This is a genomic window from Xanthomonas sp. NCPPB 1754, from assembly GCF_041475725.2.
GTDB lineage: Bacteria > Pseudomonadota > Gammaproteobacteria > Xanthomonadales > Xanthomonadaceae > Xanthomonas > Xanthomonas euvesicatoria.
This window is the reverse complement of sequence record NZ_CM192982.1, coordinates 2,478,568-2,504,905: the sequence shown is the minus strand read 5'-3', so window position 1 is coordinate 2,504,905 and position 26,338 is coordinate 2,478,568. Positions and strand designations below refer to the sequence as shown.

Sequence of the window (26,338 nt, the reverse complement as noted above, 5' to 3'; positions counted from 1 at the left end):
TGCATGGTCTTTCCCGCCAGCACGATGCATGAGAGCCGATGTAACAGGGCGCTGCTGCCCCCTGGTGCGTTGGCTGCCCGCCGCTTTCGGCACCCGAAGACTCAAGCGAGAAGCACGTGGTGAACACACAGACGAGTTCGCAGGTCGTTGTTGCTGGAGCCACCGGCGATCTCGGTTACCGGATCGCGGTGGCCCTGAAAGATCAGGGCGCGGCCGTGGTTGCACTGGTGCGGCACGGGGCAGGGAAGAGCCGCGTCGCGTCGTTGGAGGGGCAGGGCATCCAGGTTCGACATGTTGAGCTCGACGACGCCGAGCGGTTACGCGAGGCGCTCATGGGCGCGGACTGTGTGGTTTGCGCACTGAACGGCTTGGAAGAGGTCATGTTGGGTCAACAGGGAAACCTGTTGCATGCAGCGGTTTCTGCGGGCGTCCCGCGTTTTGTTCCGTCCGATTTCTCGCTGGACTACACGAAGACGCGGCCAGGCGACAATCGCAATCTGGACCTGCGGCGCCGCTTCAGAGAGCAACTGAACGCCACGCCCATTTCGGCCACATCGATTCTGTGTGGCGGCTTTCTGGAATTGCTTGAGGGCAGTGCGCGCCTGGTTGTACCGGGCCGCCGGGTCCTGCATTTTGGCGACGCAGACCAGAAACTCGATTTCACTGCCAAAGACGATGTCGCCCGCTACACGGCAGCGGCGGCGCTGGATCCCAATGCTCCACGCGATCTGCGGATTGCCGGCAACAGCATTTCGCCCAACGACATCGCACACCTGCTCACCGAGCTCACGGGCGAGCGATATCGCACCCTCAGGCCAGGCGGAATCGGCACGATGTCGGCCATCATCCGCGTCGTGCGCGCATTGACGCCGACCAGCGATGACCCGTTCCCACCCTGGCAAGGCATGCAATACCTGCGCGACATGATGAGTGGACGCGGCAAGTTGATCCATCTGGATAATGATCGCTACGGCGCGCGCGCGTGGCAGTCAGCTCGCCAGACCTTGGCGAACACCTACGCACCGGAGGCTTGAGATGACTGACGGCATGACACCGTTTCGGATCAACATCGCGCAGGCTGAGCTGGATGATCTCAACCAACGTCTTGGGCACACGCGTTGGCCCAGTCAGGAAACCGTGCGTGATCACAGCCAGGGCCCAAAATCGGCGCGCATTCGACGCCTGGTCGAGCGCTGGCGGACGGGCTACGACTGGCGCGCCACCGAGCGATTGCTTAATGGCTGGAATAGCAGTCGCACGGCTATTGACGGGCTGGATATCCATTTCCTGCATGTGCGTTCACCAGAGCCGGGCGCGCTTCCATTGCTGTTGACGCATGGATGGCCGGGATCAATTCTGGAATTTCGCGACGTGATCGGCCCACTGACTGACCCGGTGGCCTACGGCGGGAAGGCGTCGGATGCGTTTCATCTGGTGATCCCATCGTTGCCGGGCTTTGGTTTCTCTGGGAAACCCACCTTCCGCGGCTGGGGAGTGGGGCGAACGGCTGCCGCATGGGTCGAACTGATGCGCCGCCTGGGTTATGGCGAACGCTGGACCGCCCAGGGCGGCGATTGGGGCAGCGCGATCACGACCGCGCTTGGGTTCATGCAGCCGCCCGGCTTGGTGGGCATCCATCTGAACATGGTGATGTTCGACCCGAGCGCCGAAGAAATTGCCAACGCCACGCCAGCAGAGCAGCGGATGCTCGACGATGCCAAGCGCTATCAGAGAGAATTTTCAGGCTACATGCACCTGCAAAGCACGCGACCGCAGTCGGTGGGGTTTAGCCTGGCTGATTCTCCAGCCGGCATTGCCGCATGGATCTATGCGCTCTTCCAGGATGTTTCCCAAAGCGGCGGCGAACCGGAAAACGTGATCGCGCTGGACCATCTCATCGACGACATCATGCTGTACTGGCTCCCCAATGCCGGGCCCAGCTCGGTGCGTTTTTACTGGGAAGCTGCGCAGGAAGCTGGGACAGCGATGCCCATGCACCCGATGCCCACGCCAACCGGGATCAGCATGTTTCCCGGAGAACAAGTACGCATTTCGCGGCGCTGGGCAGAACGACGCTTCGCAGATCTGCGCTTTTTTGCAGAGGCAGAGCGGGGCGGGCATTTTGCTGCGATGGAAAATCCGCTGGCATTTGTCGACCACCTCCGAGACACCTTTCAATCGCTGCGGTAATGGTTGCGGGATCTTATCGAGTCCGACTAGCTGATTGGGCTTTGCAGCGGCAATCCAGTGCATTCGGCTGCGATGAGCTATTTAGCGAAGGGAGGGCGGACAACTTCGAGCCAGCGGGACGTGGCGGCTGATGCAAGAGGCGGATCGTTAGCCTGAGGACATGCTTGGCTAGCGACCGCCTTGAAATGTAAAGGTGAAGCGCGCCGCAGAGCGGTCGGCGGTTTGCGGGGCGATGGGCACGGGCGTGGCCTCCACCAGCGTCAACATGCCATCGGCAATAGGCACCGGAATGCCTAACGTAAGGTCAACCTGTCTGGACCAGCCACCACCCAGCACCGTCGCACGTACGATCAGTCGGCCTTCCACGATGCATTGAACATCAGTAGGGCAACGGCTGTCTTCGACGACTCGGTCGGGCCGTACCCTGGGACCATCGACCGCTGCCATCTCGCCGAGGCGCACAGGGCCTTCAATGAGATGACCCGTCGCCGGGGGCGTGGTGGCGCATCCTCCAAGCGACATGACGGCGAGCACTGCCAGAGACAGTAAAGGGGCGCGATGAAGGTCATGCTTGCCGGCAGTCCTCGCCTGGCACGATTGAGGTTGCGGGTGGCTTTGGAGCGATGCGCGCATTGATCGACGTCCTTTAGATGAGATCCCGAACCACGTCTTCGGCCAGCCACTGCGACGCGTCAGCGTCTTCGCTCACCGGGCAGCGGATCGACTGACCTGCCAGCATGGCACCGCCGCGCCGAGGCGGCTTGAGCGTGCTGACCATGAACGCGCGTTGCCGCTCTGTATAAGTAAATTGTAATGCCTGCATTGCCAATTGGTGCATCACACCCTGATACTGCGCTCGCAGCGATCTCAGGAGGAGCCGGCGCTGACGACTCTGCAGAAATGGACGTTGGAGCAGATCACCTATCGGGATGAGTTCTTGGCAAATCCACCGTTGCAGGCCATCGCTTACGTGAGCGAGGTGCGTCGTCCCATGTCGATGGGGGAGGTCGACCGGCTGCTTGTCTCTTCCAGTGCACACAACGCGCTGGCCGCCATCACCGGCGTACTGCTCTACGACGGCGCTCGATTTTTTCAGTATTTCGAGGGCCCACCTGCCGGGGTGCAGCATACCTACGATCGCATCAAGCAGTCTGCGCGCCATCACGTGATCGCAGAGGTCTACAACGGCTCCATCGTCGAGCGTTACTTTCCCGACTGGCAGATGGCGTGCCGCAAGGTGCTTCCCGGGTCGATCGTCGAGCTCAGCGCACAACGCTGGTCGCGCACACGCCTTGCGTTGTGGTCTGCGGGAAATAAGCCGGAGCCTGTGTCCCGGTTGCTGGAGTTCTGGGAGGGGGCCATGCCGCCGACAGCTGATGTATGACCAGGCGAGCGTGAACGTCTACTGCATCGCTAGGGCGCCAGCCTGGGAGGCCCCCGCGACCGATTTGTGTCCGCCATGCCTTCAGTCCTCTTGATGCAAGCGATATCGAAAGCGACGTAGAGCGTTCTTTTTGGCGAATGGCGAATGGCGAATGGCAAATAGCGAGCACGCTGTATCAGGCAGGCGCATCGAGCATCCGATTCGCTCGCATCACGGCGCAGCACACCAGGCACTGAAGGGCGATGCCAGGGTCATTGCCCACATTGCAGCAATCAACAGGCACTCAAGGCATGAGCACGTTGCAGGATCTGAAAGAGGAGCTGTCGCGCTTTGGGGCCAACAACGATGCGGTAGAAACCGCACGTGGCAAACGCATGCTGAATATCACCCCCGAAACCGGCGAACTGCTCGCCCTGCTGGTACACGCGACGCGGGCACGGCAGGTGCTAGAGGTGGGTACTTCCAATGGCTACTCCACGCTGTGGCTGGCCGAAGCTGTCATCGCCGTCGGTGGACACGTCATCACGCTGGAACATGCCGAAGACAAGGCCGCCCTGGCGGCGGCGAACTTCGTGCGTGCCGGACTACAGGCGCACATCACGCAGGTGCTGGGCGATGCAGGCACGTGGTTGGAGACCGCCGACGATGGCAGCGTCGATCTGCTGTTTTTGGACTCGGACCGCAGCGCCTATGCACGGTGGTGGCCGCAGCTGCGCCGCGTGCTCAAGCGCGGCACCGGCCTGATGGTGGTGGACAACGCCACCTCACACGCGACGGAGATGGCAGATTTCATGCAGGCTGTCCGAGCCGACATGTCCTTCCGATGCAGCGAGGTGCCGGTTGGCAACGGACAGTTCATGGCAGTGCGCGTTGCAGACTGAATCGCGAGCGACGTTGCGCAGCGGCTAGCGCCCGACGATTCCAACTGAGGCTGATGCACGCCTGTTCTGCTGAGCGGTCGAGCCGTCGATTCTTTCCGGCTTGAAGTGACATTCGGTAGCACGACTGATTCTTCGCATCGGCTGAGTCCGGTTACAACGCTTGACCAAAACTCTGTTCGCTCCCCTTGCACGAACGCACGCACGGCGTGACGTTTCTTACGCGTGGCATTGCGATCGGTGTTGATTGGCGAAGCCAGGCTTGCATCGACGACTTGCGTCCATCGTCAAGCGGCAAAGCATTGTTCTTTATCCAGCTGCCGTCACGGTGAGGCACTTGGCCGTTGGCTCACTTGAGTTTGACGAGCCATCGCCTAGATTGGCGTATGTATCAATCAGCACTCGCCCGCGACGATCTGCCGGGTACACCTTCGCTATCGCCAAATCCAGCGCTCGCGCAACGCGTGCGTGAGTACCTGCGCATGACGCCGCAACTTCCCAATCCTGGCGCAGGACGCACGTACGCGCGATGGCAGGCGCTGAGCAAGCTGGGGGCTGCGAGCTTGCCGCTTGCCAAGGTGCTGGAAGCGCATTACGACGCGGTGTCGATTTTTTCCGAGGCCGGCCAGCCATTAGCTTCCAATGGAGCGGTGTGGGCTGTGTGGGCAGCGGGCGGGCCGCATGACACCGTGGCGTACGAAGCGAGCTCAAGCACGGTGTCCGGTATCAAGCCGTGGTGCAGCGCGGAGCTGGACGTTGTGACGCACGCCTTGGTGACCGTCCGAAACGGCGATCGGCAGCCGCTTGCCGCGGTGACGCTGAGGCAAGGATGCTTCGAGCTTGATGCAAGTCAATGGCACGGACCAGGCATGCTCGGCATTCCAACTGGCAACGTCCATTTCGCGAATGCGCCGGCACGTTTGCTGGGTGCGCCGGAATTCTATTTGCAGCGGCCGGGTTTTTGGCATGGCGGGGCGGGCATCGCGGCCTGCTGGTATGGCGCCGCCGCAGCCATTGCCGAGCATGTCCGCCGCTCGCCACGAGTGGCAAACAATCCTTTTGCCGCAGCACACCTGGGCGCCATCGACGAACGGCTGACGGGTGCACGGCTGATGCTGCAGGACCTGGCCAAAACGATCGACGACGCTCCAACCCAAAGCCATCAACTGCCTGTCATTCGGTTACGTAGCGTGATGGACCGCGTCAGCCGGGACGTGATCGAACGCGCCGCCTTGGCCCTGGGGCCTGCCTCGCTGTGCTGCGATGCCGCGCACGCGCAACGGTGCGCCGACCTGGCTGCCTTCATCCGCCAATCCCACGGGGAAAAAGACGAGCAGTGGCTGGGGGAACAACTGCATGCACGCGAGGTCAACCCATGGCGGCTGTGAGGGGCGAGCAGATCGCAGGGCAAGGCATCAGCGAACAGCGCTGGCGTGCATCGAGCCAGTTGAATGCGCTGCTCACCAGCAGCCTCGACCAGCTACTGGGCACCGCCACACGTGTCGTGGTGGTTTCCCCGCATCCGGATGACGAGGTGCTGGGGTGTGGCGGGCTGCTTGCGATGGCGATCGCATCGGGAAGGCAGGTCCTGATCATCTCCGTGACCGATGGCGAAGCCGCCTATCCGCAGGACGACGCATGGCCGCCCGCGCGGCTGGCAGCTGCGCGTCGTGAGGAGTTGCGTGACGCGCTGGCGTGCCTGGGTATCGATCCATCCAGCATCGTCAGGCTGGATGCGGGAGATGGCCAGGTACGTGCCGGAATTGACGCACTTGGTACACGGCTGGCCGACCTGCTGCAACCACGCGACGTGGTGCTGGTGACGTATGCGCGCGATGGCCACCCCGATCACGAAGCCTGCGCAGATGCAGCGAGTGCCGCAGTTGCACGATGCGGAGCGCGGTTGATCCAGTTTCCGATATGGGCATGGCATTGGGACGACCCCGACCACAGTCAGATGCTGGCATCGGCCACGCGTCTGGTGCTTTCTGCCGATGCTCACGTTGCAAAGCTGCAGGCGATGTCCGCGTTCAAGACGCAGACCGGTCACGTCACGCCTGCGCTGCGCAACCCCATCCTTCCCGACTGGGCGCTGGCGAGGTTTCGGCGCGACTTCGAGGTCTATCTCCCATGAACGCCCAGGCCAACGCCGATTATTTCGACAGCATCTACCAGCAGCAAGATCCCTTCGGCTATGGGACACGTTGGTACGAAAAACGCAAACGCGACATCCTGCTGGCAACCTTGCCTCGGCAGGGATTTGCACGGGGATGGGAGCTGGGGTGTTCCAACGGCGAAGCAACCTGTGGGCTCGCTGCCCGCTGCGAGCGCTTGCTGGCAACCGATATCTCCGCCGCCGCGGTACACCACGCCAAGCAACGCGTGGGGGAGCGCAGCAATGTCGAAATCGTGCAGGCTTGCCATCCGCAGCACTGGCCGGTGGGAAGTTTCGATCTGATCGTGCTGAGCGAGATCGGCTACTACCTCGCCGCCTCCGAACTCGACGAGCTGATCGAGCGTCTGCAGCAGGCGCTTACGCCGGAGGGACTGCTGGTGGCCTGCCACTGGAAGCATCCTTTCGAACAGGCACAGCAAGATGGCATCGCGGTCCATGCCTGTATTGCCCGACGGCTCACCTTGCCGCTAAGTTATCGCTATGAAGACAGCGATTTTCTGCTGGAAGCGTGGACCGCGCAGCCATTGTCGGTGGCACAGCACGAAGGCTTGCGATGATCGCCGTCATCATTCCGGCACATAACGAGGCCGAGTGCATGGCCGCCTGCCTTGCATCGGTGTTTCTCGCCGCATCGCACCCCGAACTGCACGAGGCTGTGGAGGTGATCGTCGCGGTGGACCGTTGCACGGATGCAACAGCAGAGCTGGCACTGGCGTTGGGCGCGCACGTGATCGACGTACCCGTGCCCGGCGGCGTCGGCATCGCACGGGCCGCCGCGGCCTCAAAGGCCATTGCACTGGGCGCCGATTGGCTGGCCGTGACCGACGCTGATTCGCGCGTCCCGGCCGATTGGCTGGTGGAACAGCGCAGGGCCGACGCGGACGTGTTCTGCGGTGTCGTGCAGGTGGAGGACTGGCTGGACTATTCCGATGAAGTGCGTTGCAGGTTCGAACAGACCCAGGCAACTGGGCAAGGTCATGGCCGCATTCACGGCGCCAACCTCGGTGTGAGCACCGCCCTCTATCAACAATGCGGTGGGTTCTCTGCGTTGACCTGCAGCGAAGACGTTGCGCTGGTCCACGCGCTGCAGGCGATCAACGCGTCAATCGCCTGGTCGCCACGCTCGGTGGTGTGGACCAGTGCCCGCAGGCAGGCACGGGCAATTGGCGGATTCTCGGATTTTTTGAAGCAGCTGGAAGCCTCGACCTGCGTGCCTGCGTAGTCGGTAACGCAACGCTTTGGGCCGTCTTTGCAAGATGTCATGGCCATGCCGCATGTCTTCGATTCGCCAAGCAGATGCGCTTTAGCTAAAACGTGTCTTCGCTTCAACGACTGCAGGGCTACGGCCTGGCAAGACCAGCGACTTGAAGCGCATCCGCGGCATCGCCGCAGTCGAACCACGGCATGTCGCGGCCCAGCGCCTGACACCTGCTGACCGGCTGTCGACCTCATCTGCACGGGGCGTGGACGAAGCGTACGCCACCATGCCGAACCGACTCACAAGGTGCGACATGGCCAAGCCAACGCTGTTCTTCCTGCATGCGCTCGGCGCCAGCCGACAGGAGTGGAGCCATGTCATCGCGCAGTTGGGTAGCCGCTTCGACTGTATTGCCCTGGACATCCCAGGATTCGGCGATGCACCTGCGCTGGACCACTTCGACACGAACGCGCTTGTTGACTGGTTTAGCGCTGAAGTCATCAGGCGGCAACCAGCATGCTGGTTTGCAGTGGGGCATAGCATGGGCGGAAAGATCGCTACCTTGACGGCGGCCCGGGCACGCGACGGTGTGGCGGGCCTTGCCGGGCTGGCTGGCGTGGTGCTGGCTGCCGCGTCACCGCCAGCCCCCGAACCGATGCAGGAACCGCGACGGCGCACCATGCTTGCCTGGTTCGAAACAGGGCAGCCTGCGCGCGTGGAGGCAGCGCAGTTCGTGGATGCCAACTGCGCCTGCCCGCTGCCTGATGAAATCAGGGACGCTGCGATCAACGACGTTCTGCGCACCGCACCCAGTGCATGGATGGCATGGCTCACACACGGCAGTCGCGAAGACTGCACGGCGCAGACCGGATGCATCGGCGTGCCGGCACTGATTGTCGCGGGCAGCCAGGATGGTGATCTAGGTGAGGCTGCGCAGCGGCGCCTGAATGCGCCGCACTATGCGCATGCGCAGTTCGCCATCGTGGCCGACGCCGCGCATCTGATTCCCTATGAACAGCCGCAGGAACTGGCGCGGTTGATCGCAACGCATGTAGACCGCTGCATTGAGAACTGCTTGCCTGAGGACTTCATTGCCTTGCTGAATTCCGAGCGCGTTGCGCCGCGCATGCGCAAGACCTTGCTCGCGCGGCACGCGGGGCCGCCGGCCTCGGACGAGGGCGTGTTGAACCCGCGGCAGTTGAACGTGCTCGCCGCCGTGGCTGCACGCGTGCTGGATGGCGCGGGCGATGCGGCGCAGATTGCGCGGCGTATCGACCTGCAGCTTGCAGAAGGCACGGGAGATGGCTGGCGGTACGCAGACTTGCCAAACGATCGCCTGGCGATGCCGCTTGGCCTGGATGCACTCGATGCATTGGCCGGCGGCTTTGCCGAACAGTCGGCCAGGGACCAGGACCGCTGGCTGCAGGAGATCACGCAATCGGTGGTGGGCAATACCTCTGCGCACGGCCTGGATGCTGGGCAATTTGCGCATTGGTTCGAGGATGTACGTGCGGATGTGGCGCGCACCTGGACCAGCCTTCCCGCCACCATGGCCGCGCTGGGCTACGACGGTTTTGCGGTCGGCAACGACACGGGCGGTGGCCCCGTCGGCTATGTAGAGACGGCAGCGGGCCGCGATGAGCACTGGCAATTGCGTGTGCCCGAGACTGCCCAATGAGCAACGCGGGTGGCCAGGACAGTGTCGATGTGGTGGTGGTCGGCAGCGGAGCGGGGGGCGGCCCGCTTGCGGCGCGGCTTGCGCGAGCCGGCGTCTCGGTTGTCGTGCTGGAAGCCGGCGCGGCATTTACGCCGGATTCGCATATTCCCGATGAGTTGACCACCGGCATCTATTGGATGGAGGAGCGTCTGAGCGGTGGGCAAACGCCCACTGCGTTCGGGCCGAACAATTCGGGCTGCGGACTGGGCGGTTCGACGTTGCATTGGGGCGCGTTCTGCCCGCGGCCGGACAAGCGCGATTTCAGCCTTCTGACCCAGACCGGGCAGGGCGCCGATTGGCCGATCCCGCACCATGAGTTGGTCGCTTACGTTCGTCGCGTGGAGACCTTCATCGGGGTCTCCGGTCCCGTGCACTACCCGTGGGACCCCGAGCGCAGCTATGTGTATCGGCCACCACAACGCAATGCGTCGGCCACGGCCATGGCGCACGGTTGCGGCGCGCTTGGCATCCGGACCACCGATGCACCCGCCGCGTTGGTCACCAGGCCGCATCAGCAGGCGCATTGGGGCCAACGTGCGGCGTGCAACAACTGTGGTGCCTGTCACCAGGGCTGCAGCAACGCCGCCAAGGTGAGCGTGGACACCACATGGCTCCCGCTGGCCAGGGCGCATGGTGCGCAATTGCGCACTGACAGCCGGGTGGTCGATCTTGAATGCGACGGCCGCAGCGCGGTGACCGCGGTGATCTACCGCCAGCATGGGCAGGAGTATCGCCAGCGCTGCAGCACCGTCTTCCTGTGCGCAGGGGGTGTGGAGACACCGCGCTTGTTGCTCAACCTGGCGCTGGCCAACTCCAGCGGGCAGGTGGGCCGCAATTTCATGGCGCATGTGGCAACCCAGGTGTGGGGCGAGTTCGACACAGACATGCGCATGAATCGCGGCTACCCGTCTTCGCTCATTAGCGAAGACATGCTGCGCCCGGCCGACGCCAACTTCATTGGCGGCTATCTGGTGCAGAGCCTGGGCGTGCAGCCGATCACGCTGGCGAACACGCTGGCGCGTGGTGCCGGCCTGTGGGGCAGGGACCTGGTCGCCACGCTGCGGCGCTACAACCGCCTGGCCGGTATCGGCATCAATGGCGAATGCCTGCCGCAGGACGCCAATCGCCTGACCTTGTCCGACGAACGGGACGCCTTCGGGCAGCGCAAGGCGCGCATCGATTTCAGTTACGGCCCCAATGAGCAGGCCATCGACGCCCATGCGCGCGCAGTGCTTGGATCGATCTGGCAAGCCGCTGGCGCCCGCAACATCTTTGCGGCTGCGCGCTCGGCCCACACGCTCGGGACCTGCCGCATGGGGACTGATCCTGCACAGGCCGTGGTCGATCCCGATGGCCGCACCTTCGACGTGCCGAACCTCTACATCTGCGACAACTCGGTGTTTCCCAGCGCACTGGCAGCCAATCCGGCACTGACCCAGATGGCACTCGCGCTGCGCACCGCAGAACGTTTCCTTGCGCGCTAGCGGTAGCTGCGCCAGCACTGCGCCATCACGTATTCAACGACCAGGAGCTCAACATGGATCTCGGAATCAAACAGCGGATCGCCCTCATCAGCGGCGGCGACTCCGGCATGGGCAAGGAGACTGCGCGCCAGCTGCTCGAAGCCGGCGTGCGCGTGGCGATCACCGATCTTCCCAACGGCACGCTCGACCAGGCAGTGGCCGAGCTGTCCGGCCTGGGCGAGATCATCGCCGTCGAAGGCGATGTGACGCAGGAACAGGATGTCGCCCACATCTGGACCCAGGTGCGCGCGCAACTGGGGGAACCGGATATCTACGTCAACGCCGCCGGCGTGACCGGCGCCACCGGCGATTTCCTGGAGGTCAGCGATGCCGGCTGGCTCGAAACGCTGGACATCAACCTGATGGGCGCGGTGCGCATGTGCCGCCAGGCCATTCCTGCCATGCGTCGCAAGCAGTGGGGGCGAATTGTGTTGTTCGCGTCCGAAGATGCAGTGCAGCCGTACGTGGATGAGTTGGCCTACTGCGCGTCCAAGGCCGGCATCCTGAGCCTGGCCAAGGGGCTGTCAAAGGCCTATGGCGCCGACAATGTGCTGGTCAACACGGTGTCGCCTGCCTTCATCGCAACACCGATGACCGACAAGATGATGCAAAAGCGCGCGCAAGAAAACGGAACCAGTGTCGAAGAAGCCATCGCCTCGTTCCTGGATGAAGAACGCCCGGGCATGGTGCTGAAGCGGCGCGGCCGGCCGGAGGAAGTGGCGTCCGTCGTCGCATTCCTGTGCTCGGAGCGCGCCAGTTTCATCAACGGCGCCGGCGTGCGCGTGGACTCGGGCTCGGTATTCACCATCGCCGGCTGAGGCGGGCGGCGCTGTGCAGCGGCAAGCACGTGCATTGCCCAACCGTCCTGCTGCATGTCTTATCCAAGCAAATCCCCGTGCAATTGGCGAGGGCGGGGCAGATCGTCGGTGGCCGCTCTCGAACCGATGGTGGAGCTGCGTGGGGCTGTCAGATGAGACGACAACCGGTCAGATCACCCGCCACAACATGTAGCCCGCAGTGAGGAAGATCAGGCATGCAAATGCGCTATTGAGCAATCCCCGATGCCCGGCTAGCGCCGCTGCAGCATGTGCTCCCGCCATGCCACCTACGCTGCCGGCAACGATGAACGCGGCAGCCAGTGGCCAGTTCACCAACCCGGAGTACGCGTAGTTCACCGCGGTGGTCAGACCGAAGGCAGACACCGCCACCAGCGAGCCGCCTACCGCGGCCAACATTGGCATCCCGGTGGCGGTCATCAAGCCCGGCACGATCAGGAAACCGCCGCCGATGCCGAAGAAGCCGGAAAATCCGCCAGCGAGCGTTCCCAGCCCGACCAACGCGGGTGCATTTTCCTTGCTGATGCGCGCAGCCGCATTCTCTTGCGCGTTGCGCTTGCGCAGCATCAGCAGGCCAATCACCACCATCAATCCCGCAAACAGCGCCAGCAACCGTTGTCCGTCGACGGCCTTACCCAGACTCGAACCAAGGTAGGCGCCGGCAACGCCGGCCAGGGCGAAGACCGAGGCGCACGGCCACCTGACATTGCCACGGCGGGCATGCACGAACAGGTTGGACAGCGCATTGGCAGCGACGGCCAATGCACTGGTCCCGATGGCAACATGCGGATTATCCACACCGACCAGATACAGCATCAGCGGGACAGCGAGAATGGAGCCGCCGCCACCGACCAGTCCCAGCACGAAGCCGACCAACACGCCGGAAAGCCCGCCCAGCACGAGCTGCAGCAATAAAGGGTTTGCATGACCGGTATTTACTCAGGACTGGATGGCGCGTCGCGAATGAGACGCGGAGCGAGTGAGGAAAGGTCGTAACCTGCGCCGGCGGCGATCGACAGAACCTGGTCTGTGGTGAGCCCGAGGGTGCGGACTTGTGCCAGCGCCCACAACGACGTCGAGCGCGTTCCCGTCCTGCAATACGCGACGACGGGCGCGGGCAGTTGCTCCAGCATTTCGCAAAATTGCTGCACGTCGTCCTCCGAAATGGCGCCGGCGACAACGGGCAGATAAGCGAAACGCATGCCCGCCTGCGCGCAGGCCGATTGCATGGTCAGATGATCGGGTTGATCCGGCTGCTCGTTGTCTGGCCTGTTGCAGACAACGCTGGCGACACCCAGGCTGGCAAGGGCAGGAAGATCGGCAGGCAACAATTGGCCGGCCACCAGCAGGGCAGGCGAAAGCGATCGCAGTTTCATGCGACGTGTTTTCCCGCGCCGGCGCGATGGAGAAAGCTGTGGAGGAAGACGCCTGCCACCAGCGAGGCAGCGAACACCAAGGCGAACGCCTGGCCGGTCGCCAACAGCGCGATGGCGGGACCAGGGCAGACCCCGGCCAGACCCCAGCCAATGCCAAACAGCGCCGCACCGATTACCAGCTTGCGGTCGATTCGCCGCTGCTGCGGCAGCTGCAATGTCGGGGCGAGCAAGGGAGTGCGGCGTGCGCGCGCCCATCGGTAGGCGATGGCCGAAGGGATCAGCGCGCCTGCCATCACCAGGGCCAACGAATCATCCCAGGCACCGGTGACATCGAGGAAGGCAAGCACGCGTGCAGGATTGGCCATGTCCGAAATCACCAGGCCCAACCCGAACAAGGCGCCGCAGAGAAAAGCCGCCACGCGGATCATGTGCCCGCTCCAGCGACAGCCCGCACGGCCGTCACTGTTGCCATGCCCAGCAGCATGAACACGGCGGTGGCGACGATCGAGCGCGGCGACAGTCTTGCCAGCCCGCTCACTCCGTGCCCGCTGGTGCAGCCGGCACCCAGACGGGTTCCATAGCCCACCAGCACGCCGGCCACGATCAGCACCGGCATGCTGGAGCCGCTCAGCGGCGCGAGCGTGATGGGCTTGAGCGCCAATGCCACACCTGCGCTTGTCAGAAGCCCGGCCAGAAACAGGATGGACAGCGAGCGTGCGCCGCCCGCGTGCAGACCAAGCGCATCGGCGAGCAGGCCGGAGATGCCGGCGATACGGCCGACCAGCAGTAAATACGCGCCAGAGGCGGTGCCGATCATCAGCCCACCAATCAGCGGCCAATACCAGGCGAGGTGCGGGAGCGTCATAGCACGTCCAATGGCAGTTTCAGATAACGCACGCCGTTGTCTTCCGGCGTGGGCAGATGACCGGCGCGCATGTTGACTTGCACCGATGGAAGCAGCAGGCGCGGCATGGGAAGCGTGGCGTCGCGTGTCTCGCGCATCTTCACGAAGTCCGCTTCGGAAACGCCTGCATGCAGATGCACATTCGCGCTGCGTTGCGCGCCAATCGTGGTTTCCCATGCGAAATGGTCCCGGCCTGCGGCCTTGTAGTCGTGGCAGACGAAGACACGCGTGGCATCGGGCAGTTTCAGCAGCCGGTGGATGGAGCGATAGAGCTGGCGTGCCGAGCCGCCCGGAAAATCGCAGCGCGCCGTGCCGTAGTCCGGCATGAACAACGTATCGCCTGAAAAAACAGCGCATCGCCGATGAGGTAAGCCATGCATGCGGGCGTATGTCCGGGAACATGCAGCGCCACTGCGTGCAGATGCCCGATCGTGAATGCTGCGCCGTCGGCGAACAGATGATCGAACTGGCTGCCGTCCCGGCTGAATTCCTTGCCGACGTTGAAAAGGCTGCCAAAGGTCTGCTGCACGGCCGTGATGCGCTCGCCGATGGCGAGCTGTCCGCCCACCTGCTGCTGCAGCCACGGCGCAGCCGACAGGTGGTCGGCATGGGCGTGTGTTTCGAGGTGCCATTGCACCTGTAACGCCTCGTCACGCACGTAGTGCGCAAGCGCTTCAGCCGAACCGGTCGCAGTTCGGCCTGACGCCATGTCCAAGTCGAGCACGCTGTCGATGATGGCGCAGGCCGACGAGCCAGGGTCTCGGACCACGTGGCTGGCGGTAAAGGTCACCGGGTCGAAGAATGTCGCCACGTGCGGCGCGCTCATGCGACCGGAGCGGGTGTCTTCCACGACAGCGCAGGCCGCTGCCAGGCAGGTGTCGCGTGTTGGATGACTCACGATGGCAGCGTCGAGAAGGAGTAAGGAAACAATCTCATAGTTACTTATACTGTGCAACTATCAGATTGGCGCTGGCCGTTTTCGTTCAGCCGCAGTGCCTAGCCGTTACCCTCTACATTCCTGATCCGCAGTCCCCACGCCTCGTGACCGAATCCGCTTTCTCCACCGATGCTCTTGCCGCCATGAAGGAGCGCGTCCCAGACGTGGCCGAGCTGCTCCGTTTCATGGCCACACCGTCACGCCTGCTGTTGCTGTGCCAGTTATCGCAAGGCGAATCCACCGTCAGTGGCCTGGAAGCGACGACAGGCATTCGGCAGCCCGCCTTGTCCCAGCAACTGGCCGACCTGCGTCAGCGGCAGTTGGTCCTGACTCGCCGCGAATCTCGATCCATCATTTATCGTTTGGCCGACCCAAAAGTGGCAGCCTTGCTGAGCGCCATGCATGCGATCTTTTGTGCGGAGGATGACCATGGCGATCGCGTCCCTGAGTAATGCGCTATGGATGCAGCTGCTCCGATCTGCGCAGCATTGCCGTCCGCGCCGCGCCGCGCGACGCTGGCTAGCTCATCGCCGTAATCCAGGCGCATCTGACGGACGACCCCGGACACGGATTTGACCTGCCGATGGAGTCGGCGTGGCGGTCGCGGGGTCGGGGCAAAAACCGTGCCTGGCGGGTCCAGACCGCGCTGAACCTCACTCTTCCATGTCGCGGCAAGCGTCGGCGACCTGATCGCATCCGCGCCGCTGGAGATCCCGCAAGCGGCGAACCACACCTGGCAGGCAGACTTCATGTCCGACGCCGCCTCATGGCCTGGCCGCCGCTTCCGCACCTTCAACATCAACGATGACTGCAATCGCGGATCGATGAAGTTGAATCCACACCAGCTTGCACTCGGCACGGGTCATCCGCGCCCTGGACGAGTTGGCACGTTGAAACGTGGCACGGCTCAGTCACGGTTTCCTTCCTGACAGTTCACAGGTTCCTTGCCATCGTCTACCGGCCGGGCCAACTGCGGATGCGGCGGCCACAGAGCCATTCCGCTATCGCGCTTACTTCAGGTGTTCGCGTAATCCATCGCCGGCTTGGCGAATCGCATCACGGACTGCCGGTACGTCCCGAAGCGCATTGAGCAGGCCGTAATCGTGGATCAGCCCGTTGTAGCGCGTCACGGTCACCTCGACACCTGCTTGATCTAGCGTGCGACCGAAGGCTTCGCCCTCATCGCGCAATACGTCCAGCTCCGCCGTCTGAATCTGGGTCGGCGGCAAGCCTTCCAGCTGGGCGGCGGTAGCACGCAGTGGCGAAGCAGTGATCTCGGCGCGGGCCTTGGGGTCGGTGGTGTAGTTGTCCCAGAACCAGGTCATCATGTTGCGGCTGAGGAAGTAGCCGCTCTGGTAGCGCTGGTACGAGTCATTGTCGAACGCGGCGTCGGTGACCGGCCACAGCATCAGGTTGTAGCGCAGTGCCGGCGTGCCTGCTGCCTTGGCCTGCAGCGCCACTGCCGCCACCATGTTGCCACCGACGCTGTTGCCGGCCAGTGCCAGGCGTTGGCCATCCACGCCGATCTCCGTGCCGTGTTCGGCAACCCAACGCGTGGCGGCATAGGCCTGATGGATCGCCACCGGGTAGCGCGCCTCCGGCGAGGGCGTGTAATCGACGTAGACCGCCGCTGCGCCGGAGGCATTGACCAGGTCGCGGATCAGGCGTTCGTGGGTCGGGAAGTCGCCCAGCACCCAGCCGCCGCCATGGAAGAACATGAAAGCCGGCAGCACCTGGCCAGTGCTATGCGGCGGCCGTACGACCACCAGGTTCAGCGGCTTGCCGTTGGCCTGGATGGTCTTGCGGCTGACATCGGCCGCCGGCAGGGGTGTATTGGCCTGGGCGTTGGTCAGCACCTGACGCGCCTGCGCGGGGCTCAGCTGCTCGATCGGCGTGCCGCCACCGCTGTTGAGCGCCTTGAGGAAGTCTGCGACCGGGCGCAATGGCGCCGGCTGGTCGCTGGGTGCGGCCGCGACAGCAGTGCCAACCGATGCCGCCAGCAGCGTGGTGGCGATAAGGGCGAGGGGAGTCTTCATGATGCGGTTCCTGGACAAGCCGGGCAGGGCGCCGGCGACAGGAGTGACTTTGCGCGTCAAGGCGATACGATAGGCCGCAAATCGTCCATGAAACTTTACCTGGAGTCCAATTGGTCGACCGTCTAGCCGCCTTGCTGAGCCATTTCTCGGTGACCGCCGAGGTCTTCCATGCCGGCGCGCTGTGCGGCATCAACCAGCTCGACAGTGGCGACCGGGGCCAGCTGCACCTGATCCGTCAGGGCGCGGTGGTGGTCCACAACGGCGACGGCAGCCACCTGCAGATCGACCGGCCCAGTTTGCTGCTGTATCCGCGCGCACTTGCGCACCGCTTCGACACCGACCCGGTGCACGGAGCCGACTTTGCCTGCGCGCACCTGAGTTTCAGCGGAGGCGCGGCCAATCCATTGGTGCGCGCACTGCCTGCGTGCATTTGCCTGCCGCTGGAAGCGCTGCGCCAAGGTGCTGTGCTGGTGCATGCCTTGTTCGAAGAAGCCTTCGCACAGCACTGCGGGCGGCAGGCAGTGCTCAACCGGCTCTTCGAAGTGGTGCTGGTGCACGTGATCCGCGAACTGATAGAGCAAGGCCACGCCAAGGGCGGCATGTTGGCCGGCATGGCCGACGCGCGGCTGCGCCTGGCCCTGGTCGGCATCCACGAACATCCCGCCAAGCCCTGGTCGCTGGAGTCGCTGGCCGCCCGTGCCGGCATGTCGCGCAGCGCCTTTGCCCGCAGCTTTCACGACACGGTAGGCTGCACTCCAGGTCAGTACCTGCAGAATTGGCGCATCGCGCTGGTGCAACGCGGCCTGCGCCAGGGCCGGCCGCTCAAGCAACTGGCCGACGAGGTGGGCTACGCCAGCGAGGCAGCGCTTTCGCGTGCATTCAAGGCGCAAGTGGGGCACTCGCCGCGGATGTGGCTGAAATCTAGCTTGTGACGGCTCCAGACCAGTCATGGGATTTTACATAATATACAGAGCGCAGCAAAGGGTTCCCGCAAAGGGTCGTTATACAAATCTGCGCATCGTTCTATAATCAGCAACACACAGTTCCGCGACGCTAGAATCTTCAGCGGATTCACTCGGGAAGACGCAGCTCGCTTCCTCAACGTTAGCGTTCGGACCATTGGTCACTGGGAGACGGGCAGGGTTCGGCCGAGCTACGCCGCGTTTAAGCTTCTTCGTGTGTATCGACACGGCTCCTTGATTCACCCGGCCTGGTCGAAGTGCTTCATCAACCATCGTGGCGCTCTTGTTACCGCTGAGGGCCGCGAGATTAGGGCTACAGATCTCGATTGGCTTTCTCTGCTCTTCCGGCGTGCGGAATGCATGACGCCTTTGATGCGTGAGCGCGATGCTCTTAAGGAACACATCAAAAGCCTTTCGGTTGCGCACTCTGCGCCAAAGTGGTGCCAAAACGGCACCGTTATGACACTTGGGGCGGCGCAGTACGACCCTGCGAAGCGGGGGTTGTCCTGCGTCGAAACCCTTGCGCTGCAATGGTTTCCGTGTGATTCTCGTGTTGCCTGGGCTGCTTCGGGAAGACTCCCCTCGTCTAACAGGGGAGTCAGTGGATTCAGAGACCTCAGTTTTGCTTCCTTTGGCCCAGAAGTGGTGCCAAACTGGCACCATGAGCGAATCAACCAAAACTCCTCGGGAACGGCTGAATCTTCGCCTCCCTCCCGACCTCAAAGCCCAGCTGCAGCAGTATTCCGATTCTCTGGGTGTGCCCCTCAACACTGCTGCGATCCTGGTTCTTCGGACTTACCTTCCGGTGGCCCTCAGCAATGGCATGCAGTCGGTAAAGCCACCGCCCAAGCCTGCAAGGCCAATCAAACAGGCCTTGCCGTCGGAAGCTCAGCCGCCCGTTCCTTCGAGTGTTGCTCGCTTGATGTCTACGCCACCTGGCAGGCCCAGGGTGGGGCGCAACGAGCCATGCCCGTGCGGCAGTGGCAAGAAGGCCAAGCAATGCCATCCGGAGTGGACCTAAATCGTGACGCGTCACGAAATTCCGGGGGTGCTCTGTGAAACTCCAATCGCATCCGGACTACCTACGGTCGGCTCTGGCGCGCGCTTATGAGATGCGTGACGTTATCGAGCAAATGCGCTCGGAGCGAGCTACCAGCGTCGCTGAGAAGGTGCAGTTTGCTTCGATGCTTGAGACCGCTGACACCTTCATCGGCTACTACCGCCGTGAGCTATCGCTGATCGCGCGGCTTGGCGGCCATGGTCATCGTGTGCAGGGTGCGGCGCTTGGGCATGCGGGTGCGCGCCTGCGGCGCGCAGAGCAAGCCTGAGCGTGGCACCCGTGTCTGTTGATCAGTTCCGAATTGCAGCCGGCTCGGCGATAGTCGCGGTGTGGCTGCTTGTCGGGTGCAGGGGCTGCGCCCCTGCGGGTATGGCGCATGGATGCGCCGCTCTGCACTTAGCGGCTGGAGCCGCGCAAGAGTGCGGGTCAGGGCCGGGCGGTACCCCGACTGCTGACCCGTTTTTTACTGCCTATCAGGGCAATTCTTGCCGGTGGCAGCAACCACCGGCAACACTCAGGGCCGCGTTGGAGGCGGCACGCGTATGAAGCCACAGAACCGAGTCGGACATAATATACAGAGCGCAGCAAAGGCTTCCCGCAAAGGGTCGTTATACAAATCTGCGCATCGTTCTATAATCAGCAACACACAGTTCCGCGACGCCAGAATCTTTAGTGGATTCACTCGGGAAGACGCAGCGCGGTTCCTCAACGTCAGCGTTCGAACCATTGGTCATTGGGAGACGGGCAGGGCTCGGCCGAGCTATGCCGCTTTCAAGCTCCTACGCGTGTACCGCCATGGCTCTCTGATCCACCCGGAGTGGTCCAGGTGCTTTATCAACCATCGTGGGGCTCTGGTGACTGCTGAGGGGCGTGAGATTCGCGCCACCGATCTTGACTGGCTTTCGCTGCTATTCCGTCGCGCTGAATGCATGGGACCGCTCATGCGTGAGCGTGATGCTCTCCGCGATCAACTTGCCGCCATCCAGGCGCGTTCCGGCGAAGCCGGGGCGCGCCTTGGGCTTGTCCATTATAAAACAAGTGACACGCGCCCCAGCGAAACCCAGCTGTATCAAGGGTTTCGCGTTGCTTATCCTTATGCTTGCCATGGGGCCATAATGGGGCCAAAATGGCCCCATGACAGACGCCATTCACAAGATCAATTTGAGGCTCCCGATGCACGTAGTGGAGGAAGCCAAGGCGCAGGCTGCGTTGTTGGGGGTGTCCCTCAACGCCTACATCCTGTTCGCTGTCTCGGAACAGGTGAAGCGGACCCGGAAGGAACTTTCCGGCCCTGTGACACCGCCCAAGCCCAAGCCGCGCCCAGCATCGGCGGCGGTTTCCGAATGGGACGCTCCTGTCGTCACTCCGGTGAAGCGTCCTCAGGCCAAGGTTGGGCGGAACGAGGATTGCCCATGTGGCAGTGGTCGCAAGGCCAAGCACTGCCATCCGGAGTGGACCTAAATTGTGACGCGTCACGAAATGCCGGGGGTGTGCTGTGAAACGCCAATCCGATCCGGAATACCTGCGGTCGGCGTTGGCTCGGGCTTATGAGATGCGCGACGTTATTGAGCAAATGCGCTCCGAACGTCCTACAACTGTTGAGGAAAAGATCCATTTCGCCTCAATGCTTGAGACCGCTGACACCTTCATCGGCTACTACCGCCGTGAGCTATCGCTGATCGCGCGGCGTGGCGGTCATGGTCATAGTGTGCAGGGTGCGGCGCTTGGGCATGCGGGTGCGCGCCTGCGGCGCGCAGAGCAAGCCTGAGCGTGGCACCCGTGTCCGTTGACCAGTTCCGAATTGCAGCGGCCTCGGCGATATTCGCGGTGTGGCTGCTTGTGGGGTGCAGGGGCTGCGCCCCTGCGGATATGGCGCATGGATGCGCCGCTCTGCACTTAGCGGCTGGAGCCGCGCAAGAGTGCGGGTCAGGGCCGGGCGGTAACCCGACTGCTGACCCGTTTTTTACTGCCTATCAGGGCAATTCTTGCCGGTGGCAGCAACCACCGGCAGCACTCAGGGCCGCGTTGGAGGCGGCACGCGTATGAAGCCACAGAACCGAGTCGGACATAATATACATTATGCGAAATCGGCTTGAGGCCGCATTGAGGTTGCGCGGCCGTCTTCTCTGGCTGTGGATCACCTCGCTGCTACCGTCGCGAGGTCCATCGGATAAGGAGATCGCAGCATGAGCGACACCTACAACCTCGATCGCCGCCCACCGTGCTGGCCAGTCGGAACGCAATGCCCGAACAGCTGCGCGGCCGATCTGCATCGGCGCGTGGTCACCAACCATGTAGAACTGACAGGCCCTTGGGCTGGCTGGCGCCTGGCTGGCCGCGACCTGGTTGCACCGAATGGCGAGCGAATCCCTGAGCGCCGGCTACGTGGATTGCTCTGGCATGCCAATGCCAGCGACATCCGGGACTCGGTCCGCAGGAGGAACGCCAAGCGCAAGGCGGTTCAGCAGTCGATGGTCAAGGTCGTCGTCGTGGATCTTGGCGAATGGCGAGACCGCCACTTCGGACGCATCGCGGGGTAAGGCGTTATCCGTAGGGGCTATGCCCCTACACCCCGGTCACTTGCAAGCGTCATGTACCGCGTTATCCCAGTGACTCGACAGAGCAAAATCTCGATGCACACCTGCGGCCTCATAGACAGCAGCACGGCCACGCTTGGCCGATTCACATGCATTACCAGACTGGGAACTAGGCACGTAGGCAGCAGAAGCGGCAGAACGATCGGCGGCATATCGGCGGTCAAGTTGCTTGCGGATGCGATAGAGCCGCCATTGCTCGGCATTACTCTGCTCAGGAACTGGTGCTGCTTCCCAAACCTTTTCAGGGGTGACGGCAACACACGGCTCAGATTGATAGACGACCTGGCCGCGTTGACGGCACTTGTAGACGTACTGAGCTTGGGCGGGAATAGACACCGCGACCAAGAAAAGCACAAGAAATCTAGCGTCCATGCCCTACTCCCCAAGTTAGATGGGAATCATAGCGAGACCAGATAGAAGGGCAAGATGCCCGACGTAATAGCCATAGAAGGCCCAACGTGTGCGTGGCAGCTTCCAATGGCGATAACCGAGCTCAACGAGCGGGATGGCCAGGAGTGCCCAGGCGTTGCCGTTGTAGAGGCAAAGAAGGCCAATAGCAAGCGAAATCCACAGCGGCAATCTGACATGCAGCAAGGTGCTGTATGGGTCATACCAGTAGAAGATATTTACCAGACGGCCGCGGTCCTTGAACCACCACCAAAACGCCCATACCAGCCATACGCCAACCCACTGGTAATCGACAAGGACAGGCGCGACAAGAGCTAGAACGGACACCAGCGGCCACTGGCGACGATCTGCGGCCCAGACAAGGCAGGCAGCAAGGCAGAACGTCAAAAGGACGTTGAGCGGCAACCAGGCGCCAAACGCACAGGCGTGGATCGGTTGAGCGATCAAACCCCAGATTGCCAGGCGCCGGACTGACTTCGCATAGTCCACACGATCCTGCGCCAGGTTGTAGGCCATGACCATTGCAAACAATGGAAATGCGATGCGGCCAAGCTGGGAGAGAATAGGCACGTGGCCACCATAGAAGATGGTGGCGACGTGATCGCAGGTCATGCAAATGACAGCAATCCACTTGAGCAACTCCCGGCCGCTGCTGGTCATAGCTGAATGCCTGTCGCCGGCACGCTAGTGGATGTGGTGTAGCCAGGAGACTCAGGGAACGTGCCCTGATGACGGTTACCACGATCAATGGTTGTGCCGCCCTGACCTCGCTCGGCGATGCTCTCTAAACCACGATCAATCTGTGTTGGGCCATCAACATAGCGATCATCGCGACGTGCTCGATATGGCTCGTACTGGCCGCGTCGAGCGATATAGCGACAGGTTTGTTGATCCAGCACGTATTGCGTGCCCTGCTCGGTCAAACAGGTGCACGTTGGTCCCATTCGATTTCCACTCGCGTTGTTACCAGTGAGCGAAGACATGCAAAACAAGCGAGGCGGCTCACTCGGCAGCGACAACTTGTCATCATATGCAGGTGCGCTCCACGGCTCGGACGGGATACGCGGCAAAAAGCGCTTGGCGTATTCGGCAGAAGTCATCGCCTTCGCGGCGGGCGCTGTCCCGTGCGCCGTCGCTGACGCTCCGTCGCGTGGGACAGCTTGCGCCTGCGCGGCGTTTGAGTCTGGCTTAATCGCCTCGCCGCCTAGCCTGTTTCCCATCCTGCCGAACGCGACATACATCATGACCACAGCCGCTACCAAGAGGATGGGCAGCGCGATGTAGTACCACGGAATCTTTCGCTCAGTGGTGTCTAGCTCGGTGGACTTGTATGTGCCCATGGGACGCGTGGGCAACTTCTTGCGCCTAACAATCAGAGCATTAGCTTTTTCCGGCCTTGCCTCAAATCGATCGAACTCGCGCAAGTGAACAAACTTCGTGCCGAAGCGACGACGCACGTGCACATGGCGCTCAATCAGATCATGCACGAACTGATCGCATTGCTTGTCGGGTGACTGACTAACAAAGATGAAATCTAAACCGCGATGACGATGCTTTGCGAGCTGCTCGACGTGATGCGGCACCTTAGAGCCAGGAGGGCGCTTAGGCAGCATGCCGTGTTCATAAGCCTCATCGACAAGGGCGACGGAACCGTCTGGCATGAAGTTGGGCCAGTCGCGGAATTGCTCCGGGGTCATCTCCAGCACGCCGGTCTTTGAATAATCGAATTCGCGAATGTTGCATGCGAAGACCATGCGCCCCTGATCCTTGTATTCCAGCAATTTTTCAATGGCGTGCAGGGTCTTTCCATGACCAGGCTGCCCGGTAAACCAATAGATCATTGGTTTGCTCCCAAGGTATCCGCCACGCTTTTGGGTACTAGGAAAACCTTCCAAGTCATGCGAACGGTGAGCGCAGAAAGCACCATCGAAATAGCAGTGCCGATACCGAGATAGCCGAGCATCTGCCCTGCAGGGCCGTCAAGGCCGGAGATATTTGTGGTGATGAGCTCTTTCAACCTCGGCAGAACAGCCTCAAATGACACCAGCGTCAAGCCAAACGTGCCTAGAATTTTTCCCACGATGCCGGCGGCAACATCCTTGAGCTTGCCCAGCAAAAAAAGAACACCCTTAGTGATCCACTCCCACACCATACCCATGTCAGAACCCCCAGCCCATTAAAATTCGGATTGCCAGATAAGCGCCATACATCAGAATAAGGGCGCGCAAGATCGCAGCCGCCTGACAGAAATATGGGAAATCAGCGCCATTAATCGTGGTGCCTCTGATGGTGAAGCTAGGCGGTTGCGGGCACGACGAATTGCCGAAGATATTTTCCGTATCCAACTTCGATGTTGAGACACCGAGACCAAAGCGCTTTGCGCCATCAACATCGGATTTTCCATCACCGGGATCGGTGACATTGCCACTACCCTCAAGCGCGTCGGCAACACCGTTGCCATTTTTGTCAGTTGAATTACCACTTGGGTTGGAACCCTTGGCGAGCTTTTCGAGTGCACACGTTGAGCGCCACTGCTGCATCAACTGCGCGTATTCCATTGCATCGCAGGCCTTGCCAGTGCATACCGGCACAGCGTCGCAACTGCCCCCGCTGATGTTCTGTGCTCGACGCGTGTTGCAATCGATGCGCCACTGAATTTTCACCTGTATGCATTGGATAGCGTTACCGCTACAGGTAGGCGGGGTCTCACAGCTTTCGCCACCCGATGCCTCATCCTTCTCGCCTTCACCACCCTCGCCATCGCCCTCGCCTTCCTCGTCACCTTCACCGTCGCCATCCGCATCTTTCTTGCAAGTACCGTCTTTGCCAGGTGCTTCCCCGGACGCACACTGGCCCTCGCCTGGCAAGCACTTGCCGGACGGACTCATAATGGTGCCAGGGGGGCATTCCTCCTTTTCGGGCGCGCAGTACAACGCGCCAGAAGCGACGGCACCGGGTGTCGACGGTGAAACAGCAACCATGCCCTGAGGGCATTTATTCTCGGGCTTGCAAACGCCATCTTGCTTGACCTGCCCTGCTGGACAAGGCGGATCGATAGGCTGACAAACGCCCATGTAGCCGTTCCAAAACGAGCCGGCAGGGCACTTGCCTTTGTAGTCGTCCCCACACGTAGCGCCTGTGGGCGAACGAGTACTAGTTTCATCGTCGCCGTTCTGGCGATACTTCACCTCACAACCGTTCCAGCATTGCGTAGATCCAGTAGGCGGAAGAAATTGCGTGACGGAGGACGGAACGCTTTCACACCCCTGCAGCCAGCTATGGCGATCCACCTCAACCTCATATGGCTGACATGTGTCGCAAGGCTTGTAGTCGAACAGGCCCTGATAAAATTTGTTGCCAGGCACCAAGATGACGCAACGAGGGTTGCTATCACTTTTCGGTGTATTTCGAGCGTCAAGATAAGCGCGCGTGGCGGCCATGCATCCTGTATAAGCGGCGCCTTGAGTTTCATACTCCTTAGCCTCAGCACGGCCGACACCGCACCATGCAAGCACGAGTGCGGCGAGGACATAGGCAATGCGCCGAACAAATGCGCGCGCAAAGATGCTAGCGATCCACCGCATCACAACCCCTCGAACGCGAGCCACGCGCAACCGAGAAATCCAATCAGCACGAAGTAGCCCATAACTCCCCCTTTCACCTAGATAAAAGGGGCGAACGTTTCCGCGCGCCCCTGGCGATACAACCCGACGCGAGGCTTACTTCACACGCTTGATGTAACACCACACGATGACCACACCAATGAGAATTGCGCAGGCGGTGATGACCAAACCCATATCGGTCTTACCCCCAGCAAGTTCACCGGCGATGGCAGCACCAGGCGAACCAGAGCCGCTTGCGAAGGCTGCACCCGATGCAACCAGGGTGGATGCACCGGCAGTGACCTTGCCGGCGGTGGACGAAGCGAAACGACGGGCTGCATTGACAACGTTCTTCATAACTCTCTCCATTTCAGTAGACCCCTACACGCGCCGCGCGGAATACGAGACGCGCTTTAACCCCTATCGCCCACATCGAAATGATGGCAAACGCGACAATGGTTCCATCGGCCAGATCTAGGGGCGGAAGAACTGGCTGGTGGTACGGCATCCACACCGGAACCGAACATGTGCCGTCCTGCTGCATATTTGCGGCA

Annotated in this window: 30 protein-coding genes and 4 pseudogenes; 20 read left to right on the top strand and 14 right to left on the bottom strand. The window is 62.0% G+C overall.

From position 1 onward, the window contains the following. Positions 1-119: 119 nt before the first annotated feature. Both ACCQ15_RS10990 and ACCQ15_RS10985 read left to right on the top strand, forming a co-directional pair. Positions 120-1,034 carry an NmrA family NAD(P)-binding protein gene (locus ACCQ15_RS10990; RefSeq protein ID WP_031422808.1) on the top strand — a complete coding sequence of 305 codons (915 nt, stop codon included), beginning with the start codon at positions 120-122 and terminating at the stop codon, positions 1,032-1,034. 1 nt (position 1,035) lies between these two features. Continuing rightward, a complete protein-coding gene (locus ACCQ15_RS10985) occupies positions 1,036-2,190 on the top strand; it encodes an epoxide hydrolase family protein (protein WP_372357389.1) in 1,155 nt (384 codons plus the stop codon). A 168-nt stretch (positions 2,191-2,358) separates the two neighbouring features. Here ACCQ15_RS10985 and ACCQ15_RS10980 read toward each other — a convergent pair whose 3' ends face one another. Continuing rightward, positions 2,359-2,823: a hypothetical protein gene (locus tag ACCQ15_RS10980; RefSeq protein WP_031422804.1), complete on the bottom strand. Its 465-nt coding sequence runs from the start codon at positions 2,821-2,823 to the stop codon at positions 2,359-2,361. Between the two features lie 13 nt (positions 2,824-2,836). Beyond that, positions 2,837-3,028, bottom strand: a complete 192-nt coding sequence (locus tag ACCQ15_RS10975; protein WP_046934669.1) for a hypothetical protein — start codon at positions 3,026-3,028, stop codon at positions 2,837-2,839. A gap of 69 nt (positions 3,029-3,097) precedes the next feature. Between ACCQ15_RS10975 and ACCQ15_RS10970 the strand changes: the two genes are divergently transcribed. The 9 genes from ACCQ15_RS10970 (at position 3,098) to ACCQ15_RS10930 (ending at position 11,884) form a co-directional block, all read left to right on the top strand. After that, positions 3,098-3,574, top strand: coding sequence for a BLUF domain-containing protein (locus ACCQ15_RS10970; protein ID WP_031422802.1), 477 nt, complete (start codon positions 3,098-3,100; stop codon positions 3,572-3,574). 290 nt (positions 3,575-3,864) lie between these two features. Further along, positions 3,865-4,455, top strand: a complete 591-nt coding sequence (locus ACCQ15_RS10965) for an O-methyltransferase (protein ID WP_008575693.1) — start codon at positions 3,865-3,867, stop codon at positions 4,453-4,455. 866 nt (positions 4,456-5,321) lie between these two features. Further along, positions 5,322-5,840: an acyl-CoA dehydrogenase family protein gene (locus ACCQ15_RS10960; protein ID WP_218488472.1), complete on the top strand. Its 519-nt coding sequence runs from the start codon at positions 5,322-5,324 to the stop codon at positions 5,838-5,840. Continuing rightward, positions 5,828-6,586, top strand: coding sequence for a PIG-L deacetylase family protein (locus ACCQ15_RS10955; RefSeq protein ID WP_029819476.1), 759 nt, complete (start codon positions 5,828-5,830; stop codon positions 6,584-6,586). Before ACCQ15_RS10960 ends, ACCQ15_RS10955 begins: the two co-directional genes overlap by 13 nt. Continuing rightward, positions 6,583-7,185: a class I SAM-dependent DNA methyltransferase gene (locus tag ACCQ15_RS10950; RefSeq protein WP_031422798.1), complete on the top strand. Its 603-nt coding sequence runs from the start codon at positions 6,583-6,585 to the stop codon at positions 7,183-7,185. The genes ACCQ15_RS10955 and ACCQ15_RS10950 overlap by 4 nt, the downstream gene beginning before the upstream one ends. Continuing rightward, on the top strand, positions 7,182-7,850 hold the full coding sequence (locus ACCQ15_RS10945) for a glycosyltransferase family 2 protein (RefSeq protein WP_031422796.1): 669 nt from the start codon (positions 7,182-7,184) through the stop codon (positions 7,848-7,850). The genes ACCQ15_RS10950 and ACCQ15_RS10945 overlap by 4 nt, the downstream gene beginning before the upstream one ends. A gap of 289 nt (positions 7,851-8,139) precedes the next feature. After that, positions 8,140-9,504 (top strand): alpha/beta hydrolase, encoded by a 1,365-nt coding sequence (locus ACCQ15_RS10940; RefSeq protein WP_372381520.1) that lies wholly within the window; start codon positions 8,140-8,142, stop codon positions 9,502-9,504. Next, on the top strand, positions 9,501-11,027 hold the full coding sequence (locus ACCQ15_RS10935) for a GMC family oxidoreductase (RefSeq protein ID WP_122272876.1): 1,527 nt from the start codon (positions 9,501-9,503) through the stop codon (positions 11,025-11,027). Before ACCQ15_RS10940 ends, ACCQ15_RS10935 begins: the two co-directional genes overlap by 4 nt. A gap of 53 nt (positions 11,028-11,080) precedes the next feature. Then, a complete protein-coding gene (locus tag ACCQ15_RS10930; protein ID WP_057681763.1) occupies positions 11,081-11,884 on the top strand; it encodes an SDR family NAD(P)-dependent oxidoreductase in 804 nt (267 codons plus the stop codon). Between the two features lie 168 nt (positions 11,885-12,052). On the opposite strand, the gene ACCQ15_RS10925 is transcribed toward ACCQ15_RS10930, so the two are convergent. From ACCQ15_RS10925 to ACCQ15_RS10905, 5 genes and pseudogenes are all read right to left on the bottom strand, one after another. Beyond that, entirely contained in the window at positions 12,053-12,814 is a 762-nt protein-coding gene (locus ACCQ15_RS10925) for a sulfite exporter TauE/SafE family protein (RefSeq protein WP_081029754.1), read from the bottom strand. A gap of 23 nt (positions 12,815-12,837) precedes the next feature. Further along, positions 12,838-13,278, bottom strand: a complete 441-nt coding sequence (locus tag ACCQ15_RS10920) for a protein tyrosine phosphatase family protein (RefSeq protein WP_109291476.1) — start codon at positions 13,276-13,278, stop codon at positions 12,838-12,840. After that, positions 13,275-13,706 carry a DUF6691 family protein gene (locus tag ACCQ15_RS10915; RefSeq protein WP_109291479.1) on the bottom strand — a complete coding sequence of 144 codons (432 nt, stop codon included), beginning with the start codon at positions 13,704-13,706 and terminating at the stop codon, positions 13,275-13,277. Before ACCQ15_RS10915 ends, ACCQ15_RS10920 begins: the two co-directional genes overlap by 4 nt. Further along, a complete protein-coding gene (locus ACCQ15_RS10910; RefSeq protein ID WP_109291481.1) occupies positions 13,703-14,143 on the bottom strand; it encodes a YeeE/YedE family protein in 441 nt (146 codons plus the stop codon). Before ACCQ15_RS10910 ends, ACCQ15_RS10915 begins: the two co-directional genes overlap by 4 nt. Continuing rightward, a pseudogene (locus tag ACCQ15_RS10905) lies at positions 14,140-15,008 on the bottom strand (MBL fold metallo-hydrolase). Before ACCQ15_RS10905 ends, ACCQ15_RS10910 begins: the two are co-directional and overlap by 4 nt. Before the next feature lie 254 nt (positions 15,009-15,262). Between ACCQ15_RS10905 and ACCQ15_RS10900 the strand changes: the two are divergent. Further along, a complete protein-coding gene (locus tag ACCQ15_RS10900) occupies positions 15,263-15,571 on the top strand; it encodes an ArsR/SmtB family transcription factor (protein ID WP_033479010.1) in 309 nt (102 codons plus the stop codon). A gap of 558 nt (positions 15,572-16,129) precedes the next feature. Here ACCQ15_RS10900 and ACCQ15_RS10895 read toward each other — a convergent pair. Beyond that, positions 16,130-17,155 (bottom strand): alpha/beta hydrolase, encoded by a 1,026-nt coding sequence (locus ACCQ15_RS10895; RefSeq protein WP_109291482.1) that lies wholly within the window; start codon positions 17,153-17,155, stop codon positions 16,130-16,132. Between the two features lie 110 nt (positions 17,156-17,265). Between ACCQ15_RS10895 and ACCQ15_RS10890 the strand changes: the two genes are divergently transcribed. The 8 genes and pseudogenes from ACCQ15_RS10890 to ACCQ15_RS10855 all read left to right on the top strand — a co-directional run bounded on the left by ACCQ15_RS10890 (position 17,266) and on the right by ACCQ15_RS10855 (position 21,717). Beyond that, positions 17,266-18,087 (top strand): AraC family transcriptional regulator, encoded by an 822-nt coding sequence (locus ACCQ15_RS10890; RefSeq protein ID WP_372381519.1) that lies wholly within the window; start codon positions 17,266-17,268, stop codon positions 18,085-18,087. Between the two features lie 21 nt (positions 18,088-18,108). Then, positions 18,109-18,435 (top strand): annotated as a pseudogene (locus tag ACCQ15_RS10885) (helix-turn-helix domain-containing protein); the annotation flags it as partial. A 577-nt stretch (positions 18,436-19,012) separates the two neighbouring features. Then, a pseudogene (locus ACCQ15_RS10880) lies at positions 19,013-19,138 on the top strand (SEC-C metal-binding domain-containing protein); the annotation flags it as partial. A gap of 163 nt (positions 19,139-19,301) precedes the next feature. Continuing rightward, positions 19,302-19,445 (top strand): hypothetical protein, encoded by a 144-nt coding sequence (locus tag ACCQ15_RS10875; protein WP_506187860.1) that lies wholly within the window; start codon positions 19,302-19,304, stop codon positions 19,443-19,445. 274 nt (positions 19,446-19,719) lie between these two features. After that, positions 19,720-20,052, top strand: a pseudogene (locus ACCQ15_RS10870) (helix-turn-helix domain-containing protein); the annotation flags it as partial. Positions 20,053-20,311: 259 nt separating this feature from the next. Further along, complete coding sequence (locus ACCQ15_RS10865) at positions 20,312-20,638, top strand: SEC-C metal-binding domain-containing protein (protein ID WP_139370648.1); 327 nt, start codon at positions 20,312-20,314, stop codon at positions 20,636-20,638. A gap of 34 nt (positions 20,639-20,672) precedes the next feature. Next, entirely contained in the window at positions 20,673-20,945 is a 273-nt protein-coding gene (locus tag ACCQ15_RS10860) for a hypothetical protein (RefSeq protein WP_078517211.1), read from the top strand. Between the two features lie 418 nt (positions 20,946-21,363). Next, on the top strand, positions 21,364-21,717 hold the full coding sequence (locus ACCQ15_RS10855; protein ID WP_372381517.1) for a hypothetical protein: 354 nt from the start codon (positions 21,364-21,366) through the stop codon (positions 21,715-21,717). A gap of 36 nt (positions 21,718-21,753) precedes the next feature. Here the strand turns inward: ACCQ15_RS10855 and ACCQ15_RS10850 are convergent, their stop codons facing one another. The 6 genes from ACCQ15_RS10850 to ACCQ15_RS10825 form a co-directional block, all read right to left on the bottom strand. Next, positions 21,754-22,146 carry a DUF4124 domain-containing protein gene (locus ACCQ15_RS10850; protein WP_372381516.1) on the bottom strand — a complete coding sequence of 131 codons (393 nt, stop codon included), beginning with the start codon at positions 22,144-22,146 and terminating at the stop codon, positions 21,754-21,756. Between the two features lie 15 nt (positions 22,147-22,161). Beyond that, entirely contained in the window at positions 22,162-22,842 is a 681-nt protein-coding gene (locus tag ACCQ15_RS10845; RefSeq protein ID WP_372381514.1) for a TraX family protein, read from the bottom strand. After that, positions 22,839-24,023, bottom strand: coding sequence for a zonular occludens toxin domain-containing protein (locus ACCQ15_RS10840; protein WP_372381513.1), 1,185 nt, complete (start codon positions 24,021-24,023; stop codon positions 22,839-22,841). Before ACCQ15_RS10840 ends, ACCQ15_RS10845 begins: the two co-directional genes overlap by 4 nt. Beyond that, on the bottom strand, positions 24,020-24,340 hold the full coding sequence (locus ACCQ15_RS10835) for a DUF2523 family protein (RefSeq protein WP_372381512.1): 321 nt from the start codon (positions 24,338-24,340) through the stop codon (positions 24,020-24,022). Before ACCQ15_RS10835 ends, ACCQ15_RS10840 begins: the two co-directional genes overlap by 4 nt. 1 nt (position 24,341) lies before the next feature. Further along, a complete protein-coding gene (locus tag ACCQ15_RS10830; protein ID WP_372381511.1) occupies positions 24,342-25,766 on the bottom strand; it encodes a hypothetical protein in 1,425 nt (474 codons plus the stop codon). A gap of 135 nt (positions 25,767-25,901) precedes the next feature. After that, positions 25,902-26,141, bottom strand: coding sequence for a hypothetical protein (locus ACCQ15_RS10825; protein WP_372381510.1), 240 nt, complete (start codon positions 26,139-26,141; stop codon positions 25,902-25,904). Positions 26,142-26,338: the final 197 nt, after the last annotated feature.

Excerpts from the sequence above, each read along its gene's own strand:
- ACCQ15_RS10830 (WP_372381511.1), bottom strand. The coding sequence starts at position 25,766 with ATGCGGTGGATCGCTAGCATCTTTGCGCGCGCATTTGTTCGGCGCATT.
- ACCQ15_RS10955 (WP_029819476.1), top strand. The coding sequence starts at position 5,828 with ATGGCGGCTGTGAGGGGCGAGCAGATCGCAGGGCAAGGCATCAGCGAA.
- ACCQ15_RS10855 (WP_372381517.1), top strand. The coding sequence starts at position 21,364 with ATGAGCGACACCTACAACCTCGATCGCCGCCCACCGTGCTGGCCAGTC.
- ACCQ15_RS10850 (WP_372381516.1), bottom strand. The coding sequence starts at position 22,146 with ATGGACGCTAGATTTCTTGTGCTTTTCTTGGTCGCGGTGTCTATTCCC.
- ACCQ15_RS10840 (WP_372381513.1), bottom strand. The coding sequence starts at position 24,023 with ATGATCTATTGGTTTACCGGGCAGCCTGGTCATGGAAAGACCCTGCAC.
- ACCQ15_RS10965 (WP_008575693.1), top strand. The coding sequence starts at position 3,865 with ATGAGCACGTTGCAGGATCTGAAAGAGGAGCTGTCGCGCTTTGGGGCC.
- ACCQ15_RS10865 (WP_139370648.1), top strand. The coding sequence starts at position 20,312 with ATGACAGACGCCATTCACAAGATCAATTTGAGGCTCCCGATGCACGTA.
- ACCQ15_RS10910 (WP_109291481.1), bottom strand. The coding sequence starts at position 14,143 with ATGACGCTCCCGCACCTCGCCTGGTATTGGCCGCTGATTGGTGGGCTG.
- ACCQ15_RS10835 (WP_372381512.1), bottom strand. The coding sequence starts at position 24,340 with ATGGGTATGGTGTGGGAGTGGATCACTAAGGGTGTTCTTTTTTTGCTG.
- ACCQ15_RS10960 (WP_218488472.1), top strand. The coding sequence starts at position 5,322 with ATGCTCGGCATTCCAACTGGCAACGTCCATTTCGCGAATGCGCCGGCA.
- ACCQ15_RS10950 (WP_031422798.1), top strand. The coding sequence starts at position 6,583 with ATGAACGCCCAGGCCAACGCCGATTATTTCGACAGCATCTACCAGCAG.
- ACCQ15_RS10895 (WP_109291482.1), bottom strand. The coding sequence starts at position 17,155 with ATGAAGACTCCCCTCGCCCTTATCGCCACCACGCTGCTGGCGGCATCG.
- ACCQ15_RS10875 (WP_506187860.1), top strand. The coding sequence starts at position 19,302 with ATGCTTGAGACCGCTGACACCTTCATCGGCTACTACCGCCGTGAGCTA.
- ACCQ15_RS10940 (WP_372381520.1), top strand. The coding sequence starts at position 8,140 with ATGGCCAAGCCAACGCTGTTCTTCCTGCATGCGCTCGGCGCCAGCCGA.
- ACCQ15_RS10980 (WP_031422804.1), bottom strand. The coding sequence starts at position 2,823 with ATGCGCGCATCGCTCCAAAGCCACCCGCAACCTCAATCGTGCCAGGCG.
- ACCQ15_RS10985 (WP_372357389.1), top strand. The coding sequence starts at position 1,036 with ATGACTGACGGCATGACACCGTTTCGGATCAACATCGCGCAGGCTGAG.
- ACCQ15_RS10920 (WP_109291476.1), bottom strand. The coding sequence starts at position 13,278 with ATGAAACTGCGATCGCTTTCGCCTGCCCTGCTGGTGGCCGGCCAATTG.
- ACCQ15_RS10975 (WP_046934669.1), bottom strand. The coding sequence starts at position 3,028 with ATGCACCAATTGGCAATGCAGGCATTACAATTTACTTATACAGAGCGG.
- ACCQ15_RS10930 (WP_057681763.1), top strand. The coding sequence starts at position 11,081 with ATGGATCTCGGAATCAAACAGCGGATCGCCCTCATCAGCGGCGGCGAC.
- ACCQ15_RS10825 (WP_372381510.1), bottom strand. The coding sequence starts at position 26,141 with ATGAAGAACGTTGTCAATGCAGCCCGTCGTTTCGCTTCGTCCACCGCC.
- ACCQ15_RS10915 (WP_109291479.1), bottom strand. The coding sequence starts at position 13,706 with ATGATCCGCGTGGCGGCTTTTCTCTGCGGCGCCTTGTTCGGGTTGGGC.
- ACCQ15_RS10900 (WP_033479010.1), top strand. The coding sequence starts at position 15,263 with ATGAAGGAGCGCGTCCCAGACGTGGCCGAGCTGCTCCGTTTCATGGCC.
- ACCQ15_RS10945 (WP_031422796.1), top strand. The coding sequence starts at position 7,182 with ATGATCGCCGTCATCATTCCGGCACATAACGAGGCCGAGTGCATGGCC.
- ACCQ15_RS10845 (WP_372381514.1), bottom strand. The coding sequence starts at position 22,842 with ATGACCAGCAGCGGCCGGGAGTTGCTCAAGTGGATTGCTGTCATTTGC.
- ACCQ15_RS10935 (WP_122272876.1), top strand. The coding sequence starts at position 9,501 with ATGAGCAACGCGGGTGGCCAGGACAGTGTCGATGTGGTGGTGGTCGGC.